This window comes from Shewanella halotolerans (assembly GCF_019457535.1).
Lineage (GTDB): Bacteria > Pseudomonadota > Gammaproteobacteria > Enterobacterales > Shewanellaceae > Shewanella > Shewanella halotolerans.
The window spans coordinates 3,288,347-3,307,478 of sequence record NZ_CP080417.1 but is presented as its reverse complement, the minus strand read 5'-3'; the positions used below and the strand labels follow the sequence as shown (position 1 = coordinate 3,307,478).

Below are 19,132 nucleotides of genomic sequence, written 5' to 3'. Positions count from 1 at the left end.
CGCTGGAGGATCCCCTCATAATTCGGGCCTCCCAGAGGTGTTAACCAGTTTAAGAAATTCACCCCAAGCCCAGCGAAAATGCGATTCTTTGATTGAGTATTCCGGACGTCGTCTCACTTCTTTGCCGAGCCGGAGCACAGATAGCACGTTTCTGTCACGTATCGTATTGGCTTGAAACCTCCGCTGCCATCCCAGATGCCTGGCTGCCAGACCGATGCACCAAAGCAGGATTTCTGCCAACAAAGCTATCAGCAACAACACATCATAACGGCGTGGACAACGACTGCGGCTTTGTCTGAGTCCCATGCCGTATTGGGGACTTTTGAGGTCGCGAAAGGTTTCTTCTATCTGCATCCGTCTGGCATAAAGTTTGACCACCTGCGTTGACGAGAACGCCTCCGTAGGCAAGTTGGTTGCCAGTAACCAAGGCTCTTTACTGCCAAGACGGTAACTTTGTTGTGCCGTATGATTGCGTCCTGCTTTGGATGACCGCTTGTCGGCTCGATATTTCGGCGCAGCCTTGTACAGATGTAAATGACAGCGCATAGGCGATTTTCGTCCCAGTTTTACGTAACCAATATGCCGGGCTTTCGCCGTGGCGGAGGGATAAAGCGACTTATTCGACTGCCATTGGGCATGATTGGCCTGGAGAAAGCCGACATCCCCACGGACACGGCCAAGCCAAAACCAACCATATCGTTCCACCTCCCGAAACCAGGTATTGCGGTAACCCGCATCGGTGACAATCAGTGGACACACATGGGACGGCAGCACCTGTGCCAACTCCGCCAAGAAGGCGTTATGACTGCGTGGAGCATTGTAGTCGGCAAGCTTGAAAGTACGCTCATACAGGGTAACCGAGCGCCCTTGCACACTGACAGAGGCTCGCAATGTCATCATCCGCAATTGTTCACGGACATCAGACCAATCAATGAGGATTACCGGCATGGGATTAGCAACACAGAGTAACTTGGCATGCCATTGATAAATAGCGAATTTATCAGAGTGTAGATGCGGGTTGCCGAGTAGCCTGTCTATCCGTTTGATGTTGTGCTTTGGCGCCACCGCACCAGAGATATTGCGACCAAGCTGAGTGAGTGACAACTGATTGCCATCAAGTAACGCTTCTGTAGCAACCATCAGAGAATTAAGCCGTTTTTGATGTATTTGCGGGCATTGCTTTTTGAGTAAATCGTGTAAGATATGGACATCACGCATGGTGTTGGATCTGGTAGTTTTTTGGCGAAATCAATTAGATCAATCAACACCATGCGTGTCTACTGAATTGAATAAAAAGGGAATTATCTGGGGATTCCCTAGTCAACGGCGTTATCGTCCGTTTATGTAACTTTGGTATATTAAGAACCACTACACAGGCCTCTGCCTGGTATAAATGCCCTACAAAATGCTGCAAAAACAAACAGGAAAGGTCAACAGACCCTAACATCCCAAGGCGCCGGGCGAGCTGGCGCAATCAGTGAGCAAAACTCTTTTAGCGAAACCTAGAGACTAGAGGTACTGCAGCGCCAACATCAGCAGCGACAGGCCTGTGTAGGCCGCGCAGGGGAGGATGAATCGGTGAAAACGGCTGATGGCCACGCTGCAGGCGGTGAGGGCGAAGCCGATGGCGATGCTGGCATGACTCGAGCTATAGCCCTTCGCCATGGCGATCATCATGATGACCAAGGCCAGCAAGGGCAAGGTAAAGAGCACCCACTGGGAGGTCTTTACCTTGGGGCTCTCCGCCATGGGCGTGGCCAAAGATTTAGGGGCGAACATGAAGATGGCGCTGGCGATAACAAATGCTGTGATAAACCAAGTCATGGGACAGATCTCATATAACACTAATTGATAATAATTATCATTTAGGTTTTTGCTGAAGTCAAGCTGAACGAAACGCTATTTACAATAAAGAAGAGTTGTAGAACAGAGGTTTGCTATGTAAGCTTTAAGATAAATTCCTGTTTAAGTCATGCCTGAAACATGCTGGAGAGTCTATGAAAAAGGTGATTATCTTAGCCGCTGCACTTGCCCTGTCGGCCTGTAGCACACTGAAAACCAGCTCTGATTATGATCCCAAGGTCAACTTCGATGATGTGAAGAGCTATGCATGGGTGGTGAAGAAGACTGACGATACCACCTACAACTTAGATGGCTTGATGGATCAACGCGTTCGCGAGGCGGTAGACCGTGAGCTGCAGATGAAGGGGATCAGCAAGGTGGAGGCGGCTAATGCCGACGTGCTGGTGAACTACTTCACTAAGGTCGACAAGAAGATCAATGTCGATACCTTTAATACCAACTTCGGTTATGACCCTTACTACTATGGCCCAGGTTGGGGCTGGGGTGGTAGCGTTCACACCCAGACCACGGTACGTGAGTATGAGGTGGGCACCCTGGTGCTGGACATGATCAACAAAGAGACGGGTAAGCTTATCTGGCGCGGCTCTGTGGCTGATACCATTCGTGACAAGAGCACCCCAGAGGAGCGCGTCGAGGTGGTCAACAAGGCGGTAGCGGCCATGATGCTCAACTACCCACCACAGAAAGAGGCGAAATAGCCTCTCTCTATGAGCTGAAAGTTAATATGAAAGCGGCCAAGGGGCCGCTTTTTTAATCTCCTGTTTTCTGTCATTTCTCTCTACAGTCAGTCTCTGTAGTTTCTTGCCGGCATTTCGAGGCTAATGTTTCTTGCCTGATATTTGTCCCATCGGTAAGAAGTGTGACCCGGGTGGCGCGGCGAGGGGCGCATTTGCACCTTCCTTCGACCAAAGTCCTAGTTATTCCACCGCTGGCCTGGTGTTATGCTGCCTCGACCAGGATTTTTTAAACTCATGATTTAATCGTATCTAGGGGGCAGCGTGGAACAGTTTTTACAGCAGTGGTTTCACCACTATGAGAAGGGCGAAGGCGTCGAGGCCAAGGAGCTTAGCCAGGAGACCTTGAGTCATTGGCAGCAGCTGCTGGTGGGTGCCAAGTCGGGTGAGCTGGAGCACTGGCAGAAGAATCCGCCGGGGCGTCTGGCACTTATTCTTCTCATGGGACCGGTGGCGCATCTGTTGGAAGACGAGGCGGCCCTGGCGCTGCAACTCAAGGCGCGGGATCTCTGTGTCTCCGGTGTGGATCGCGGCTTCGATACTCAGCTTGAACCCCTGCAGCGTCGCTGCTTCTACGATCCCCTGTTCTATTCCAGCAAGAGTGAAGACAGGGCGCTGCTGATCCGCCTGTTAGAGGGGATGCAGTCTCAGCTGGCAATCCATGCCAGACCTGCCTGGAGCCACTGGTATCAGCAGGCCTCGCTCGCTAACTAGATTGCTACTCGAGAGCAGCTGCAAATAGCTAGCCCATCGCTGGCGAGTCATCCGGCTCGCCACGACTATCTCTTATCTCGGCTCTCTTATCTCAGCTCTCTTATCTACTTTCTTCAATCTCGCTCTCCTACCTCAGCTGCATCGCTAATAGGTCGCCATAGTCCGACTAGGCGATGGCGGCACTTAAGATTTGACGGAACACCTGACTCACCTCCTGGTTGACGCTGCTGTGCTGGATCAGATCCACGTTGGCAATCCAGCCCATCTGCTCCATATTCAGCGGAATCGGGCACAGCTGCCCCTGGGCCAGGGCGTCCAGCACCAGGTGCTCCGGCAGTAGTGTCCAGCCGAAGCCTGACTTGGCCAGATCCAGCAGGGCATAGTAGCTGTCGGCCAGCCAGAGCTGAGGCGAGTGCTCCGCCTGAAAGCTCGATTGCTGCGTCTGCTTGCTGCCTATGGTGAGCTGACGGTGAAGCTTCAATTGGTCGAGGTTGTTGGTCTCTGCCTTGGCCAGTGGGTGATTAGGGCTGACCACAGGCTCAAACTTCACCGACCCCAAAGATTCGAAGTCTATCTGCTGGGGATAGATCTCTTCGCTGAAGATCACCCCCATGTCGAGGTTCTGCTGCCTTACCTGCTCGATGATCTCCTTGCTGGGCAGCATGCGCAGTTCGAGCTGCATCAGGGGGTATTTGTCGGCAAACAGGTTGAGGTGCTGACTGAGCTCGGAGAAGGGCACCCCTTCATCGATCGCCAGGCGAAACTGTTGCGGCAGTCCGGCGTCCAGCGAGTTTATGAGGGATTGCAGCCTTAGGTGCTGGGCGATCACCGCCTTGGCCTGGGGCAGCAGGGTCTGACCGGCCTGGGTCAACACTGGATAGCGGCCGCTGCGGTCGAACAGCTGCTTGTCGCAATCTATCTCCATGTTGATGATCTGCTGGCTCACCGCAGATTGCACCTTGTTGAGGCGCCGGGCGGCCGCCGAAAAGGAACCGGTTTCCACGGTCGCCAGAAAGAGTTGTAGTTGCTCGAGTGTCGGCATATCGTAAAATGAGATGGTATCTAACTTTTATGTATCATAAATATGGATAAAAATGGTCGCAAGTTAAATTTGCGGAGCGACGACCATGTCTACTATAGAGAGAATCCTACATTCGGTGCTTTTTGAGATCTTTGCCCTGGCTTTAGTGGTGCCCATCGCCATCTGGTTCACCGGCCATGGTGTGGGTGAGATGGCCGCCGTCGGTATTGGTCTTAGCCTCTATACCGTCACCTGGAACTACTTCTACAACCTGGGATTCGACAACTATTTCGGTGAAGATCGTACCAAGCGCTCGCTTAAACTGCGGGTGGTGCATGCCCTGGGCTTCGAAGGTGGATTAGTCTTCGTGACCGTGCCTGTGGTGGCCTGGTTTCTGGGGATCACCATCTGGCAATCTTTGATGCTGGAGGCGGTTTTCTTAGTGGTGTTTTTCTTCTATGCCATTATCTTTAACTGGCTTTTTGACTGGGCAAGATCTAAGTTTTATGGGCAGCGTGCGAAGGCTTAACGAGGTGAGTGCACGCGGCGGCTAGGTGATGGCCAAAATGAGAATTAATTTCACTAGATAGATATTCTTATATTGGAGATGCAGGCAGAAGGATATAAAATGTATCCCTGTCTGCATCTTTATATTTGATTGTTTTTCATGCGTTTTGAGATAGCTCTGCTTGAGATAGCTCTGCTTGAGTTAGTTGTTTGAGTGAGTTGCATGAGTGCTTTATATGACAGATATGAGTGACCCAAGGGTCTATGCCCGCAAAATGCCGGTTAGAAGCGGTTCGTTTGCCACTAAGCTGAGCCTAGGCTTAATTTGTGTTGTCTGCGGCCTCTGCATCAGTGGTGCCGCGCTGGCTCTTGGCTGGGTCGATAGCGATTTAGATGGCGTGCCAGACAGTAAAGATGCCTGCCCGCACTCTCGCCCCAATGCCGTGGTCGATGCCAAGGGCTGCGAGATAAGGCGAGATGAAATAGCTTGCATCGCGCCCGAGGGAGAGCTGCTGAGCTTTTGTGAACCGGCCGCTCAGACAGCCAAAAATGGGCAAGCCAGACAGAATAAGCAAGACGAGCAGGTTAAGAGGTCGATAGGCGAGTCCAATGTCGTGCGCGTCTACTTTGCCTTCGCCAGTGCCGAGGTGAGTATCGACCAGTGGCCACAGCTGGCCAAGGTGCGCGACTTTCTTAGCGCGAGTGATGCAAATGCAAGGCTCACCCTGGTCGGGCACACGGATAATATAGGCAGCGAGGCGGTGAATCTTAGTTTGTCACGCCAGCGCGCAGAGCGGGTGAAACAGATTTTTGTACAAGATTACGGTGTTAAGGCGGAGCGACTGTCGATAGTCGCCAAAGGCGCCAGTCAGCCCGTGACCGATAACTTGGGTCCAGGCGAGCGGGCATTGAATCGTAGAGTCGAGTTTATGGTTGAGGCCAGGTAATACTGGTCCATTTTATTAGGGAGCGTTACATGGAAAATTTGGATAAATATGTCGAGCAAGCGCCTGAGCTGATCGTGACCTATGGTCTGCAGGTGGTCTTCGCCATTATCATCTTTATTATTGGTAAGTACCTGGCTAATGTGGCTAAGAAGCTTACTACTAAGTTGATGAATAAGCGTAAGATCGACAAGACTGTGGTCTCTTTCGTAGCTAACATGGCCTGGGCTTTGGTGTTTGTCTTCACAGTGATCGCCACGCTTGGGCAGATCGGTGTTCAGACGGCTTCTCTGGTTGCCGTTATCGGTGCCGCCGGTTTGGCTGTTGGTTTGGCGCTGCAGGGCTCGCTGTCTAATTTCGCCTCTGGCGTGCTCATGGTGCTCTTCCGTCCTTGCCGCGTAGGCGACTACATCGAGGCGGCAGGTATCGCGGGTACGGTCGATGAGATCACCATCTTCTCGACTAAGCTGCGCACCCCAGATAACAAGGTGATTGTGGCGCCTAACTCATCAATCATGAACGGCACCATCACTAACTATTCGGCCATGGAAACCCGTCGTATCGACTTGGTTATCGGCGTGTCTTACGATGCCGACCTTAAGCAGACCAAGGAAGTGCTTAAGCAGGTATTGGACAACAACGCCTACATTCTGAAAGATCCTGCTTACACAGTGGCACTGACCGAGCTGGCGGATTCTTCGGTTAACTTCGTGGTACGTCCTTGGGTTAAGGGTAGCGACTACTGGCCGGCCCGTTTCGAGATCCTAGAGCAGATCAAGCTGGCGCTGGACGAGAACAATATCGGTATCCCATATCCACAGATGGATATCTATGTCAAAGAGACGCCAGCGGCTTAAGCCTTGGCTCGATTGACAGTAAAAAGGTCGGCATTTTCCGACCTTTTTTTGTGCCTGAATTCAGGGGGCAGCGCCAACTTTCTTAGTGGGCCTGACTGTCTTGGTTGCCGTGTTCGCCATGCTGATAGTCGAACTTGGGCATGCTCCAGTGGTAGCGAATGGCCAGCATGCGGAAGCTAAAGCCAACATTCAGGCTGATGGCCAGGTTAACCCATTCGGTCACCTTGAATTCAGGGCTGAGGGCCAACTTTCTTAGTGGGCCTGGCTGTCCTGGTTGCCGTGATCGCCATGCTGATAGTCGAACTTGGGCATGCCCCAGTGATAGCGAATGGCCAGCATGCGGAAGCTAAAGCCAACACTCAGGCTGATGGCCAGGTTGACCCACTCGGTCACCTCAAAGCTGCGCAGCAGCATGTAGAGGCTGGCGGTGGTCAGCGAGACCAGGGCGTAGAGCTCCTTCTTGAAGATCAACGGCACCTGATTACAGAGGATGTCGCGGATCACCCCGCCGAAGACGCCGGTCACCACCCCCATGACGATGGCAAGCGTCGGGCTGAAGCCCAGCAGCAGGGTCTTCTGGGCGCCGACAATGGAAAATACCGCCAGGCCCAATGCGTCTATGGCCAGAAACAGCTTGGAGAGATAGCGCATCACGGGCGAGATGATGACCGTCAGCAGCGAGGCGAAGGCGATGGCCAGCAGGTAGTGGATATTCTCTACCCAGATGAGGGGATAGTTGCCCAGGAGGATGTCGCGTAGGGTACCGCCGCCGATGGCGGTGGCACAGCCTATGATGACCACGCCAAACAGATCCATCTGTTTTCTGCCGGCGCATAGCGCACCTGTCATGGCCTCGGCCAGTATGCCGATGAGCCAGAGGAGGGTGATAAATTCAGCTTCTTGCATTGTCGATTCAGTCGGGAAAAAAGAGTGCGCATATTGCCAGTCTCTCACTGGAAATGACAGCGAGATTTTTTGAAAAATTCGGATTAGATTTTTTAATTCTATCTTTTGGGAAATCTTGGCTTGTTAGTAGTTTGTTGCCTTAATAATCGCTAATTGGGGTTTTTATCCTATTAGTTTATTCAGGTTAAAGCTAAGAGTAAGTGACGCCTGATGATAATTTTCTCGGCTGGCGTTAGGGCAGGCTCTAGCGAGGGCGGGCGACGAGGAGTACTATTTGCGCTCGGTGTATCATTTTAAGATGAGTAGGATGGGGAAGATGATTGATTTTCGCAGTGACACAGTAACTCAGCCCACGGCGGCGATGCGCCGCGCCATGGCAGATGCCCAAGTTGGCGACGATGTGTATGGAGACGATCCCAGTGTTAACCGACTGGAGGCGATGGCGGCAGAGCGTTTTGGATTCGACGGTGCCCTGTTTACCTCCTCGGGCACTCAGGCCAACCTGCTGGCGCTGATGTCCCATTGTGAGCGTGGCGATGAGTATCTCTGTGGTCAGCAGGCCCACAACTATAAGTTTGAAGGGGGCGGAGCGGCTGTGCTGGGCAGCATTCAACCTCAGCCGCTCACCAACCAGCCTGATGGCAGCATCTTGCTGTCTGATATTGAGGCGGCCATCAAACCGGATGATTTCCATTTTGCCCGCACTCGCCTCTTGAGTCTGGAAAACACCATAGGCGGCAAGGTGCTGCCTCAGTCCTATCTGGCCGAGGCTCAGGCGCTGGCCTTCAACAAACGACTCAAGATCCATTTAGATGGCGCCCGCATCGCCAATGCGGCGGTGGCCCAGAATCTGGATATCGCCGATATCACCCAGTATTTCGACTCTGTCTCTATCTGTCTCTCTAAGGGACTGTGCGCCCCCGTGGGCTCGTTGCTGCTCGGTGATGAACGGCTTATCAACAAGGCCCGCCGCTGGCGAAAGATGCTAGGTGGCGGCATGCGTCAGGCGGGGATTTTGGCGGTCGCCGGTGAAATCGCCCTGAACGAGCAGGTATCTCGCCTGGCTGTAGATCATGAAAACGCCCGCTATCTGGCCGAGCAGTTAAGCAGCCTGGATGAGTTCGAGGTGGATCTCGCTGAGGTGCAGACCAACATGCTGTTTGCCCGGGTGGCAGAAGGTGTCGCCATCGACAAGTTGGCCGCGTCACTGAAGGCATCTGGTATCCTCATCAGCCCGGGCAAGACGCTGCGGCTGGTCACTCACGCCGATATCCGCCGCGAAGATATCGAGCTCTTTATCGATAAGCTCAAGTCGCTGCTCTAAGGCTAGCGGTGCGCAGCTAAACACTAAGCCAGAAGCTATTAAGCAAAAAGCCATCCTCAGGATGGCTTTTTTACGTTTGCACTATTTCAAGAAAACGCTCTTGAAGGAAAAGTTAGCTCTCTAAGTGCTTGGCATCACTAGTGATGATGGTCGTGGCCGCCTTCAAGTAGCTTGCCATCGGCCGAGTAGAAGCCTGAGCTACCGTGCTGAATGAAGCCCTGGGTGATCATCTTAGCGATGAAAGGGTCAGACTCGCTGTCGCCCACATCGGCAAAGTCGAGATCTTGGTAACCCGAGGTCAGCAGCTCGAAACCTTGCTGATTGATAGGGGTCAGCTTGGTGAGTTGGTAGTGAAGCTGTTGCTTGCCCTGGGTAATGGTCAGGCTGGCGGGGAGCTGGAGTTCGTTTATCCAGTCAAGTTCCAGAGACTGCTGCTTGCCTTGGTTTTGTGCTTTGCCCTTATTGGAGTCGCTGTTGTGAGTGTAGCTTTGCTGGGTAAAGCAGGCATCCTGATGCTGCTCGCCCTTATCGAATTGGTTCAAGGCGGCGGGGGCGATCAGATGAAACTGCTTGTCGATATCCGTATGAATATTTAGGGCCAGCAGATCGCTGCGGCGATAGCTGATAGAGCGTTTCTGCTCGGGGAAGTAGCGTACATACTCGCCATTCTTCTGCCAGGCCTCATAGCTTACCGGGCCGCGCTGATAGATGATGGTGTCGTCGAAGCGGGTCAGGATCAGCTGGTGGGCTTGCGCCTTATCATCATTTCCAGCGGTTATCTGATAGCTGGCTTGAAAGCGTGTTGGCTGAGCGGCGCTGTCGCAGATCAGCGTACCGGCGGCATGCTGATGCCCCTGGCTGTCTGACTGAGCGTGAGCCATGGCTAGTTTTCCAACGAGCAGGTTGCCCATTAGTAGGCTGCCGGTGACGCCTAAGAAGAGTGAGACTGACTTGAATGTTGAGCGAGACATAATAGACCTACTGATATTTCTCTATTAACCAAATAAGCAGCCTGATAGCCTAGTTTCATAGGCGTCAGGCTGCGAGTCGCTGCGCCTTATTGCGCCGCGGCGGCTTCTGCCTTCTTGACCAGGTCACCGGCATAGTTCATCACATGGAAGATGTGATTCTGCTCTACGGTACCCTCAACCAGGCTTGCACCTGGGCCACGAGCGAAGATGGCCACATCTTCACCGGCATGGGTTTCGCTTTCCAGCGGTACCAGGGCTTCCTGGTGGAAACCGGCACTCTGGGTGTCGATGTAGTTCAGATCCACACGACCAGGCTCGGCGGCGTAGTTGTAACGCTCGTCGCCACCAGTTTCCAGTGAGCCAAAGCCCAGACCGTTGGCATAGCCGACAGTGGTGTATGGCATGCCGTTGGCATCGGTAGAGTTAGTCACAGACGGTTGACCGTTTGAGTCGTTGCTCTTAACCAGACCCAGGATAGGGTTACCACGGGTTGGATAACCTGCGATGGTGAACACGTGGCTGTGGTCGGCGGTCACCATCAACAGGGTGTCGTTAGCCGAGGTCTTCTCCATGGCAACACGTACTGCCTCAGACAGGGCGATGGTGTCGTGCAGGGCACGGGCCGCGTTACCGGCATGGTGAGCATGGTCGATACGACCGGCTTCGACGATCAGCACGAAGCCTTTGTCGTTCTTGCTCAGAATGTCGATACTCTTAGCCGTCATCTCGGCCAGTGAAGGCTCGCCTTTGACGCCATCTTCGACTCTGTCATAGTCATATTCCATGTGAGACGAGTTGAACAGACCCAGGGCGTGCTCTGTGGTGCTTGTGTCCATGGCCAGGAAGCTGTCACGGTCGGTCACATAGGCGGCGTTAGGGTACTGCGCCATCCACTCGGCGGTCAGGTCGCGACCATCGTTACGCTTACCCGTCTTGCCTTCTGGATCGACAGTGGTGTTAGGGATGAAGGCGCGTCGACCACCACCCATAACCACGTTGATCCCCTTGCCGTCGTTGAAGTCCAGCATCTGGGCGGCAATATCTTTACAGCCATTGGTAACGGCTTCGGCCGGCAGGTTGCTGTCAGCTTCCCAGTTACGCTCTGGCACATGGGCATAGGTCGCCGCAGGGGTAGCGTGAGTGATACGGGCGGTAGAGACCACACCGGTAGACATGCCCGCCATGGCGGCCAGCTCAAGTGAGGTGACCAGGTCTTGGCCCGAGGTCGATGAACAGACACCGCGCTCGACGCCTTCAGCCTGAGAGATCACACCTACGTCTGTCTTCACACCTGTGACCATGGCGGTCATGGTGCCGGCAGAGTCAGGCGTTTGGCCATCGACGTTATAGGTCTTAGCCAGGCCTAGGTGAGGCAGGGTTTCGAAAGAGAGTGAGTTCTCTTCACCTGTCTGACCTTTTAGCTGACCGTCGAGGATGCGCGCCGCCGTCACGGTAGACACGCCCATGCCGTCGCCCACAAACAGAATGATATTCTTGGCGGCGCCCGCTTCGTTGTTCTTGCTCATGCCCGACGCCTTAGTGACGCGGTTTTGGCCATCGATATACCACTGGTTAACGCCGGTCCAGTCTTTGCCGTTAGTGCCATTGCTACCGTCGGTACCTGGCGTACCTGCGGTGCCATCTTTACCGTTATCACCGTCGCTTCCACAAGCCGCTAGGCCTAGAATGGCTGCTAGAGACAGTACTAGTAGTTTCTTATTCATTTTGTTGCTCCCAATTAATACTTAGTACCGCCAAGCGCTTGGGCTTGGTTGATGATGTGGAAAATGACGTTCTGTTCCATCACGCCCTGTACCAGGTTTGAGCCTGGGCCAGTGGCGTGCAGGCTGATATCTTCACCGGCATGTGTCTCGCTACCCATAGGGATAAGTGACTGCTGCATAAAGTCTTTGTCTTGCGTATCGACTGAAGATAGGTCGTCACGATTACCCACAACGGCGCCAGGACCATTGGTGTAACCTAGGGTGGTATATGGCTTGCCATCCAGGGCGGTTGAAACAGTGCCGTCTACGCCATGTACCAGGCCAAGGATAGGGTTACCGCGCTTTGGATAACCCGCGATGGTGAACACGTGGCTGTGGTCGGCGGTAACCAGGATCAGTGTCTCATCCGGGTCGGTGTTTTCTACTGCGGCCTTAACGGCGTTAGAGAGTTCGACGGCGTCAGCCAGGGCGCGTTTGGCGTTGCCCGCGTGGTGACCGTGGTCGATACGACCCGATTCGACGATCAGCAGGTAGCCGTTGTCGTTCTTCTTTAACATCTCGATAGACTTCTCAGTCATCTCGGTCAGTGAAGGCTCGCCACCTACATCGTCGGCGCGATCGGCTTCATATTCCATGTGAGACGAGTTGAACAGGCCCAGCAAGTGGTCTGTGTTGGCAACATCGATGGCGTCGAACTCTTCGCTGTTCCACACATAGGCGGCGTTATCGAAGTTCTCGACCCAAGCCTTGGTCAGATCCATGCCATCCTTACGCTGACCCTTTTTGTTTTCACCGTCGGTAACAGTGTTAGGGATGAAGGCGCGGCGACCGCCACCCAGGGCGACTGTCAGGGCATTGTCTTTATCGCGCATTACCATCTGGTAGGCGATATCTTTACACTCGTTAGCCACAGCCTCGGCAGGCAGGTTAGCGTCTGATTCCCAGTTACGCTCAGGGCTGTTGGCATAGGTAGCCGCTGGCGTGGCGTGGGTGATACGGGCGGTAGACACTACGCCGGTAGACAGGCCCTTAGCGTTGGCCAGGTCAACCAGGGTGACCAGCTCGTTGCCTTTAGATGACAGGCAGTTGCCGCGCAGTGACTGGTCTGAGACAGAGATAACCCCCGCCTTAGACTTAACACCTGTGGCGATGGCAGTCATGGTGCCGGCGCTGTCAGGAGTCTGTTGGTTGGTGTTGTAGGTCTTGATCAGGGCGGTATGGTCGAACTTCTCGAAGCTTAGGAAGTTCTCTTCACCGCCTTGGTTACCGGCCATCTGTTGGCCTTGGTAGATACGCGCAGCGGTCAGAGTAGAGATCCCCATACCATCGCCCACAAATAGAATGACGTTTTTGGCCTTTGCTTTGGTTTCTAGTGTGGCCTTGTCTGACACCCGCTCGGCACTTTCCTTATACCAATGGCTGTCTGTCTGAACACTGGGTAACACGGCGCTGTTGGCGGCCATGGTTACTAGGCTGCAAGAGATCAACGCAGCTAATCTTTTTATCATCATCACTTTCATCATCCGTATTGGGTTGAAGTAAATTGTTCGCTATTTGAGATAAAGCGGCCTGATTGTCAGGTATCCAGATGACAGAATTGATGAATTAAGATTGCAGTTATATGAAGCTAAGATGTCGAAACCCTTTTTATGCCTGAGTTAACTTGGTGCAAAGGGCACTAAAACGGTGAGATAAGTGTCGAAGATGTAAATTTAACCTATTGTTTTTATGTGTTTTTAATTCTTGGTCTGTTTCTTGTAACGCTTTCGTCTGAGTCTATCAGGGAGAGCCCAAATGAAATATTACAGTCGACGCTTTATTAAACCCGAACATTTAAATCCGGCTAATGCATTGTTCGGCGGACAGTTATTAAGCTGGATAGATGAGGAGGCGGCCATCTTCGCGGCCTGTCAGATGAATAGCCAGAGCATAGTCACCAAGATCATCTCAGAGATCAACTTTATGACGCCGGCGCGCCAGGGGGATGTGATTGAGTTCGGCTTAGCGCTCATCAGCGCCGGGGTCAGTTCCATTACCGTCTGCTGCGAGGTGCGTAACAAGGCGACTCGGTTGCCTGTGGTGACAATAGATAAGATGATCTTCGTTAACGTGGATGAGAACGGCCTGCCCAAGCCCCATGGCATGCGGGCTAATGCTGCCTAATAGAGCTAAATAGAGTCTAAAGCTGAGTTAGAAATAGCCAATAAAAAAGAGGGCAGATATGCCCTCTTTATCTTTAACTTAAAGCCCTGGAGGATCCCCTCATAATTCGGGCCTCCCAGAGGTGTTAACCAGTTTAAGAAATTCACCCCAAGCCCAGCGAAAATGCGATTCTTTGATTGAGTATTCCGGACGTCGTCTCACTTCTTTGCCGAGCCGGAGCACAGATAGCACGTTTCTGTCACGTATCGTATTGGCTTGAAACCTCCGCTGCCATCCCAGATGCCTGGCTGCCAGACCGATGCACCAAAGCAGGATTTCTGCCAACAAAGCTATCAGCAACAACACATCATAACGGCGTGGACAACGACTGCGGCTTTGTCTGAGTCCCATGCCGTATTGGGGACTTTTGAGGTCGCGAAAGGTTTCTTCTATCTGCATCCGTCTGGCATAAAGTTTGACCACCTGCGTTGACGAGAACGCCTCCGTAGGCAAGTTGGTTGCCAGTAACCAAGGCTCTTTACTGCCAAGACGGTAACTTTGTTGTGCCGTATGATTGCGTCCTGCTTTGGATGACCGCTTGTCGGCTCGATATTTCGGCGCAGCCTTGTACAGATGTAAATGACAGCGCATAGGCGATTTTCGTCCCAGTTTTACGTAACCAATATGCCGGGCTTTCGCCGTGGCGGAGGGATAAAGCGACTTATTCGACTGCCATTGGGCATGATTGGCCTGGAGAAAGCCGACATCCCCACGGACACGGCCAAGCCAAAACCAACCATATCGTTCCACCTCCCGAAACCAGGTATTGCGGTAACCCGCATCGGTGACAATCAGTGGACACACATGGGACGGCAGCACCTGTGCCAACTCCGCCAAGAAGGCGTTATGACTGCGTGGAGCATTGTAGTCGGCAAGCTTGAAAGTACGCTCATACAGGGTAACCGAGCGCCCTTGCACACTGACAGAGGCTCGCAATGTCATCATCCGCAATTGTTCACGGACATCAGACCAATCAATGAGGATTACCGGCATGGGATTAGCAACACAGAGTAACTTGGCATGCCATTGATAAATAGCGAATTTATCAGAGTGTAGATGCGGGTTGCCGAGTAGCCTGTCTATCCGTTTGATGTTGTGCTTTGGCGCCACCGCACCAGAGATATTGCGACCAAGCTGAGTGAGTGACAACTGATTGCCATCAAGTAACGCTTCTGTAGCAACCATCAGAGAATTAAGCCGTTTTTGATGTATTTGCGGGCATTGCTTTTTGAGTAAATCGTGTAAGATATGGACATCACGCATGGTGTTGGATCTGGTAGTTTTTTGGCGAAATCAATTAGATCAATCAACACCATGCGTGTCTACTGAATTGAATAAAAAGGGAATTATCTGGGGATTCCCTAGCTTAAAGCCACTAAGGCCTAAGCCGATTTAATTTTCTTTGCTCAGGTCTTCTTTGACCGATTTGACCGCATCGCGCGAGGCATGACCTATCGCCTTGGTGGTGTCACGGGTGGCGTGACCGATATCTGTGGTCACTTCTTTGGTGGTGTGACCTATTGAGCGACCAGCATGCTTAAGGTCGGCGCAGGCGCTGAGGGCGCCAAGGATCATAACCGCGCTAATAATTTTTTTCATAATGATCTCAAATTGACGAAAGTTGTCACATTTTAACCTGTTAGCCCATCGAGCGAAAGCCTCCCCAAAAGGGAGGCTAGTAATAAGCAGGCCTCGGCATTCGAATCGCGCTCGATGTGCGCCTCGATTGTCACTTGGTTAACGTCTTAGTGCAGCTTGAGGTGAGGGTGGATGATACGGCTTATCCCCTTGGCAAACATCAGCAGGGTGCCTTTAAATATCCCATGTAGTTCAATTAGATGGCGCCGATAGAGTGAGGTATAGACGAACCTGGCTATCTTGCCTTCCACCAATACGCCACCGCCGATGAAGGACATCAGGTTGCCCACGGTATGGAACTTGGACAGGTTTACCAGGGAGCCGAGATCTTTATAGAGGTACTCCTTTCTGGGAGGCTGCCCGGCTAGCATCAGGCTGATGTTGTCGGCCGTCATCAGCGCCATCTGCCGCGCCGACTGGCCTCTCGGCGGCACCCAGGAGCCGTCTGGCTGCGGGCAGGCGGCGCAGTCGCCGATGGCGAAGATGTGGGGATCCCGGGTGGTCTGCATATTGGGCTTAACCATCACCTGATTGATCTGATTGCTTTCCAGGCCGCCAATTTCACGCATGAAGTCGGGGGACTTCACCCCGGTGGACCAGATAGTCATGTCGCTGGCGATGGTCTGGCCGTCGCAGGTATGCAGCGCAGTCTCATCCACCCGGTCGATGCGAGTATTGGTCATGACTCGAACGCCTATCTGATTGAGCTGGTCCGTTACCGCCTGGGAGATCTCCTGCTTCTCCACCTTGGGCAGGATGCGCGAGTCAGCCTCGATCAGCGTGACCTCTAATAGGCTGGTATCTATCTTGTAGCCGAAGCCACTGAGCTGCTCCACCGCATGGTGCATCTCGGCCGACATCTCGACCCCGGTCGCTCCAGCGCCGACCACGGCGATTTTGATCTTGTCGTCCAGCTGGTGGTGGCTGGCATAACGCATAAATTTGTTGAGCAGCATGGTGCGGATCTGCATCGCCTGTTGGGTATTGTCCAGGAAGACGCAGTGCTCCCTGACCCCAGGGATCTTAAAGTCGTTGGCGATGCTGCCGATGGCCAGCACCAGATAGTCGTAATCTATGCGCCTGGCGGGCAGGAGTTCATTGTCCTTTTCGTCCAGGATGGGCGCCAGTATCACTTGCTTGTGCTCGCGGTCGATATCTGTCATCGCCCCCTGCTGAAAATGGTAGCCGTGGGCGGTGGCATGACCTCGGTAGCTGATGGCGTCTATGCCGATATCCAGCGCCCCGGTGGCGACCTCGTGCAGCAGGGGTTTCCAGATATGGCTGTCGGCGCAGTCGATAAGGGTGATCTTGGCCTTGCCCTTACGTCCCAGTTTACGACCCAGCTTGGTCGCTATCTCCATTCCACCCGCACCACCGCCAACGATGACGATATTGGCCACTGCACCCATGAGGCTATTGCTCCTATATTCAGCTTAAGTTGATGATTGACCGGCATTGTTCTGCCAGCAGAATTGTCTTGAATCGAGAAAAGTGTAAGCTTGAGGTGATGTTTTGGCAATTAGCCTAAATTGGCGTGATTAAGCGGGTAAAAATAGCGGTTTTGTATATAACAAATTGTTTTTCAAGTGATGTTGTTTCTATTTTTTGAGATTTTATCTAGTGTTTGTCACATTTTGGTGCGGCGTAAATGTGATCTAGATTGTTTTGTGAGCAGAAAAATGTGAGCCAGATCTTGTGTGTGATCTGGCTCAGGGGGATGGCTACGCGGCAGAGTCGAGCTTAGATAATCTCTGGTGATAGTCTTTGATCAGATGCGCCATGATTTCCTGCACCGAGCTGTCTTTGGTGGCATCGTCCATGAAGATCTTAAAGGTCACTAAGATGTGACCATCATTTTTCAGGCGATCACTCTGCATCGAGAAGTAGGCACTCTCACCATCGGCTTCTCTGACGATAAAGCCATCTTGTTCGAAGATACGGTGGCCGGATCTGTCGTGCCACTTGGTGATGCGATTCAGACCGATTTCGCATGACTGATTGAATTCAATATGGTTTTGCCATGTAGTTGGGTGAGCGGGATCCTTAATGTGCGGGCATCTGACTGTATAGTTATAGACATGAGAAATGGCTGTCATAAATTACCTTCCTGATTATGGATACAAGGGCCATCATAGGCACTGCATTTCTTTAGGGTCAACAACTATTCATCCTGTATATGCCGATTTACCCGGCCATGGGAGAAGACCCTTGACCTGTTGTAGCACGATAGGATTGGCCATAACCTTGTGCTGTGTCTCATTTTTAAGCCCATTTTGCCATCTGCTTAATAAAGCATCAGCTAATAGACGTTTTTAACCCGAATCGGCCTATTTTGTTCAAACTCACGCTCAGAAAAATCCACTGACCCGCGCCGCTAATCCAAGATGAAAAATTTAAAAAATGCCAAATGAGTCAGTTAATTGGCCTTGCTATTCCTGGTGAAAGCATTAGCTTGTTACTAATATGATAAGCAGTTGTAAATGACGCTGCCCGTCATTCTCATCTGTCTGCCGTCTGATGAAAGTTATCCATGAATTGTCGCTTGGCGCTCTGGAGGCCCTAATGCTTGGTAGAAACGCTTCACCTCTCTCTATATTCACCCTGTTTAGCTCGGCGCTGCTGCTCGCGGCCTGTGGCAAGGCGCCGGCCCCCGGGCCTGCGGTTATGCCCAGCGTGGTGGTCAACACCGCCCAGGTGAAGGAGATCCGCGCCAAGACGGAGATCGTCGGTCGCACCCGGGCATCGGAAGATGTGGTGATCAAGTCGCAGATCCAGGGACAGCTGCTTAAGCGCACCTTTGTCGAGGGGGATGACATAGATGCGGGCGAGCTGCTGTTTGAGATAGACCCCTCCACCTTCGAGGCCGAGCTGGCGCAGCAACAGGCGGTGCTCAAGCAGGCGATCGCCTCGCGCGATGTGGCAGTGATGAACTGGGAGCGTGGCCGTCGCCTGCTACCCGATGGCATGATCAGCGCCCAGGATATGGATGAACTTACCAGTCGTAAGCTGACTACGGCGGCGGGTGTGGTGCAGGCCGAAGCGGCAGTGAAGGCCGCCGAGTTGCAGCTGAGCTATACCAAGGTTTACGCGCCCATCTCTGGCCGTATCAGCGGCGCCAAGGTGAGCCAGGGGGATATCATCACGCCTCAGTCTGAGCTGGCCAGCCTGGTGCAGTTGCAGCCCATGTGGGTCAACTTCCAAGTCGCCGAGAAGACCATCATCTCCGCCAAACAGAACTTTTCCAAGGCCGCCAAACATGAGGTGAAGCTCTCGGATATCGTGATCCGTCTGCGCCTGCCCAACGGCACCATGTTTGACGAGACTGGGCATATCGACTTTGTTAGCAACCGAGTCGACGCCGCCACCGGCACCCTGGAACTGAGGGCCACCTTCGACAATGAGAGTAAGCTGATGCTGCCCGGGCTGTTTGTGACTCTGGTTATCGAGTCGCCCATTAGCGAGCAGGCCATCTTAATTCCACAGGCGGCGGTGCAGGAAGATCAGCAGGGACGTTTCGTCATGGTGCTGGATGGTGACAACAAGGTGCAGAAGCGGGTGGTCGAGCTAGGTGACAGGTTCGGTGTCGACTGGCGTGTGCTCAGTGGCCTCAACGAGGGCGAACGTATCGTGGTGGATGGTCTGCAGAAGATCCGTCCGGGTATCGAGGTGAAGGCCGTCGAGCAGCAGGCGGTGCCTTTCCAAGAAGCTAACGATGCCTAATCGGGGG

20 protein-coding genes are annotated in these 19,132 nt (G+C 53.0%); 8 read left to right on the top strand and 12 right to left on the bottom strand.

Annotated features, from left to right (window positions below; genetic code table 11):
• Positions 1-15: 15 nt before the first annotated feature.
• On the bottom strand, positions 16-1,218 hold the full coding sequence (locus tag K0H81_RS14350; protein ID WP_220058389.1) for an IS4 family transposase: 1,203 nt from the start codon (positions 1,216-1,218) through the stop codon (positions 16-18).
• A 291-nt stretch (positions 1,219-1,509) separates the two neighbouring features.
• The gene (locus tag K0H81_RS14345) at positions 1,510-1,824 is read right to left on the bottom strand and encodes a hypothetical protein (RefSeq protein ID WP_144203234.1); all 315 of its coding nucleotides are present in this window, start codon (positions 1,822-1,824) and stop codon (positions 1,510-1,512) included.
• A 173-nt stretch (positions 1,825-1,997) separates the two neighbouring features.
• Between K0H81_RS14345 and K0H81_RS14340 the strand changes: the two genes are divergently transcribed.
• On the top strand, positions 1,998-2,561 hold the full coding sequence (locus tag K0H81_RS14340) for a DUF4136 domain-containing protein (RefSeq protein ID WP_220058762.1): 564 nt from the start codon (positions 1,998-2,000) through the stop codon (positions 2,559-2,561).
• Between the two features lie 300 nt (positions 2,562-2,861).
• On the top strand, positions 2,862-3,311 hold the full coding sequence (locus K0H81_RS14335; RefSeq protein ID WP_144203238.1) for a DUF924 family protein: 450 nt from the start codon (positions 2,862-2,864) through the stop codon (positions 3,309-3,311).
• Between the two features lie 166 nt (positions 3,312-3,477).
• On the opposite strand, the gene K0H81_RS14330 is transcribed toward K0H81_RS14335, so the two are convergent.
• Positions 3,478-4,353, bottom strand: coding sequence for a LysR family transcriptional regulator (locus tag K0H81_RS14330; RefSeq protein ID WP_220058761.1), 876 nt, complete (start codon positions 4,351-4,353; stop codon positions 3,478-3,480).
• 85 nt (positions 4,354-4,438) lie between these two features.
• On the opposite strand from K0H81_RS14330, the gene K0H81_RS14325 reads away from it, so the two are divergent.
• The 3 genes from K0H81_RS14325 to K0H81_RS14315 all read left to right on the top strand — a co-directional run bounded on the left by K0H81_RS14325 (position 4,439) and on the right by K0H81_RS14315 (position 6,640).
• Entirely contained in the window at positions 4,439-4,861 is a 423-nt protein-coding gene (locus K0H81_RS14325) for a PACE efflux transporter (protein WP_144203242.1), read from the top strand.
• Between the two features lie 214 nt (positions 4,862-5,075).
• On the top strand, positions 5,076-5,786 hold the full coding sequence (locus tag K0H81_RS14320; RefSeq protein WP_220058760.1) for an OmpA family protein: 711 nt from the start codon (positions 5,076-5,078) through the stop codon (positions 5,784-5,786).
• A gap of 29 nt (positions 5,787-5,815) precedes the next feature.
• Complete coding sequence (locus K0H81_RS14315) at positions 5,816-6,640, top strand: mechanosensitive ion channel family protein (protein ID WP_220058759.1); 825 nt, start codon at positions 5,816-5,818, stop codon at positions 6,638-6,640.
• Between the two features lie 82 nt (positions 6,641-6,722).
• On the opposite strand, the gene K0H81_RS14310 is transcribed toward K0H81_RS14315, so the two are convergent.
• A complete protein-coding gene (locus K0H81_RS14310; RefSeq protein ID WP_434086868.1) occupies positions 6,723-6,863 on the bottom strand; it encodes a hypothetical protein in 141 nt (46 codons plus the stop codon).
• Between the two features lie 29 nt (positions 6,864-6,892).
• The gene (locus K0H81_RS14305) at positions 6,893-7,546 is read right to left on the bottom strand and encodes a trimeric intracellular cation channel family protein (RefSeq protein ID WP_220058758.1); all 654 of its coding nucleotides are present in this window, start codon (positions 7,544-7,546) and stop codon (positions 6,893-6,895) included.
• Positions 7,547-7,862: 316 nt separating this feature from the next.
• On the opposite strand from K0H81_RS14305, the gene ltaE reads away from it, so the two are divergent.
• Positions 7,863-8,870, top strand: a complete 1,008-nt coding sequence (gene ltaE / locus K0H81_RS14300) for a low-specificity L-threonine aldolase (RefSeq protein ID WP_220058757.1) — start codon at positions 7,863-7,865, stop codon at positions 8,868-8,870.
• A gap of 137 nt (positions 8,871-9,007) precedes the next feature.
• On the opposite strand, the gene K0H81_RS14295 is transcribed toward ltaE, so the two are convergent.
• From K0H81_RS14295 to K0H81_RS14285, 3 genes are all read right to left on the bottom strand, one after another.
• Positions 9,008-9,841 (bottom strand): hypothetical protein, encoded by an 834-nt coding sequence (locus K0H81_RS14295; RefSeq protein ID WP_220058756.1) that lies wholly within the window; start codon positions 9,839-9,841, stop codon positions 9,008-9,010.
• Positions 9,842-9,927: 86 nt separating this feature from the next.
• Entirely contained in the window at positions 9,928-11,565 is a 1,638-nt protein-coding gene (locus tag K0H81_RS14290) for an alkaline phosphatase family protein (protein WP_220058755.1), read from the bottom strand.
• Positions 11,566-11,579: 14 nt separating this feature from the next.
• A complete protein-coding gene (locus K0H81_RS14285; RefSeq protein WP_220058754.1) occupies positions 11,580-13,076 on the bottom strand; it encodes an alkaline phosphatase family protein in 1,497 nt (498 codons plus the stop codon).
• Positions 13,077-13,359: 283 nt separating this feature from the next.
• Between K0H81_RS14285 and K0H81_RS14280 the strand changes: the two genes are divergently transcribed.
• A complete protein-coding gene (locus K0H81_RS14280) occupies positions 13,360-13,728 on the top strand; it encodes an acyl-CoA thioesterase (protein ID WP_011864961.1) in 369 nt (122 codons plus the stop codon).
• Positions 13,729-13,827: 99 nt separating this feature from the next.
• Here the strand turns inward: K0H81_RS14280 and K0H81_RS14275 are convergent, their stop codons facing one another.
• The 4 genes from K0H81_RS14275 to K0H81_RS14260 form a co-directional block, all read right to left on the bottom strand.
• Positions 13,828-15,030, bottom strand: a complete 1,203-nt coding sequence (locus K0H81_RS14275; RefSeq protein WP_220058389.1) for an IS4 family transposase — start codon at positions 15,028-15,030, stop codon at positions 13,828-13,830.
• 129 nt (positions 15,031-15,159) lie between these two features.
• The gene (locus K0H81_RS14270; RefSeq protein ID WP_144203256.1) at positions 15,160-15,366 is read right to left on the bottom strand and encodes a hypothetical protein; all 207 of its coding nucleotides are present in this window, start codon (positions 15,364-15,366) and stop codon (positions 15,160-15,162) included.
• A 146-nt stretch (positions 15,367-15,512) separates the two neighbouring features.
• Entirely contained in the window at positions 15,513-16,814 is a 1,302-nt protein-coding gene (locus K0H81_RS14265) for an NAD(P)/FAD-dependent oxidoreductase (RefSeq protein ID WP_220058753.1), read from the bottom strand.
• 312 nt (positions 16,815-17,126) lie between these two features.
• Positions 17,127-17,501: a cytoplasmic protein gene (locus K0H81_RS14260; RefSeq protein WP_144203260.1), complete on the bottom strand. Its 375-nt coding sequence runs from the start codon at positions 17,499-17,501 to the stop codon at positions 17,127-17,129.
• A gap of 466 nt (positions 17,502-17,967) precedes the next feature.
• On the opposite strand from K0H81_RS14260, the gene K0H81_RS14255 reads away from it, so the two are divergent.
• Positions 17,968-19,125, top strand: coding sequence for an efflux RND transporter periplasmic adaptor subunit (locus K0H81_RS14255; RefSeq protein ID WP_220058752.1), 1,158 nt, complete (start codon positions 17,968-17,970; stop codon positions 19,123-19,125).
• Positions 19,126-19,132 lie beyond the last annotated feature (7 nt).

Excerpts from the sequence above, each read along its gene's own strand:
- K0H81_RS14280 (WP_011864961.1), top strand. The coding sequence starts at position 13,360 with ATGAAATATTACAGTCGACGCTTTATTAAACCCGAACATTTAAATCCG.
- K0H81_RS14320 (WP_220058760.1), top strand. The coding sequence starts at position 5,076 with ATGACAGATATGAGTGACCCAAGGGTCTATGCCCGCAAAATGCCGGTT.
- K0H81_RS14270 (WP_144203256.1), bottom strand. The coding sequence starts at position 15,366 with ATGAAAAAAATTATTAGCGCGGTTATGATCCTTGGCGCCCTCAGCGCC.
- K0H81_RS14350 (WP_220058389.1), bottom strand. The coding sequence starts at position 1,218 with ATGCGTGATGTCCATATCTTACACGATTTACTCAAAAAGCAATGCCCG.
- K0H81_RS14290 (WP_220058755.1), bottom strand. The coding sequence starts at position 11,565 with ATGAATAAGAAACTACTAGTACTGTCTCTAGCAGCCATTCTAGGCCTA.
- K0H81_RS14265 (WP_220058753.1), bottom strand. The coding sequence starts at position 16,814 with ATGGGTGCAGTGGCCAATATCGTCATCGTTGGCGGTGGTGCGGGTGGA.
- K0H81_RS14345 (WP_144203234.1), bottom strand. The coding sequence starts at position 1,824 with ATGACTTGGTTTATCACAGCATTTGTTATCGCCAGCGCCATCTTCATG.
- K0H81_RS14305 (WP_220058758.1), bottom strand. The coding sequence starts at position 7,546 with ATGCAAGAAGCTGAATTTATCACCCTCCTCTGGCTCATCGGCATACTG.
- K0H81_RS14325 (WP_144203242.1), top strand. The coding sequence starts at position 4,439 with ATGTCTACTATAGAGAGAATCCTACATTCGGTGCTTTTTGAGATCTTT.
- K0H81_RS14295 (WP_220058756.1), bottom strand. The coding sequence starts at position 9,841 with ATGTCTCGCTCAACATTCAAGTCAGTCTCACTCTTCTTAGGCGTCACC.
- ltaE (WP_220058757.1), top strand. The coding sequence starts at position 7,863 with ATGATTGATTTTCGCAGTGACACAGTAACTCAGCCCACGGCGGCGATG.
- K0H81_RS14330 (WP_220058761.1), bottom strand. The coding sequence starts at position 4,353 with ATGCCGACACTCGAGCAACTACAACTCTTTCTGGCGACCGTGGAAACC.
- K0H81_RS14340 (WP_220058762.1), top strand. The coding sequence starts at position 1,998 with ATGAAAAAGGTGATTATCTTAGCCGCTGCACTTGCCCTGTCGGCCTGT.
- K0H81_RS14275 (WP_220058389.1), bottom strand. The coding sequence starts at position 15,030 with ATGCGTGATGTCCATATCTTACACGATTTACTCAAAAAGCAATGCCCG.
- K0H81_RS14255 (WP_220058752.1), top strand. The coding sequence starts at position 17,968 with ATGCTTGGTAGAAACGCTTCACCTCTCTCTATATTCACCCTGTTTAGC.
- K0H81_RS14260 (WP_144203260.1), bottom strand. The coding sequence starts at position 17,501 with ATGACAGCCATTTCTCATGTCTATAACTATACAGTCAGATGCCCGCAC.
- K0H81_RS14285 (WP_220058754.1), bottom strand. The coding sequence starts at position 13,076 with ATGATGATAAAAAGATTAGCTGCGTTGATCTCTTGCAGCCTAGTAACC.
- K0H81_RS14315 (WP_220058759.1), top strand. The coding sequence starts at position 5,816 with ATGGAAAATTTGGATAAATATGTCGAGCAAGCGCCTGAGCTGATCGTG.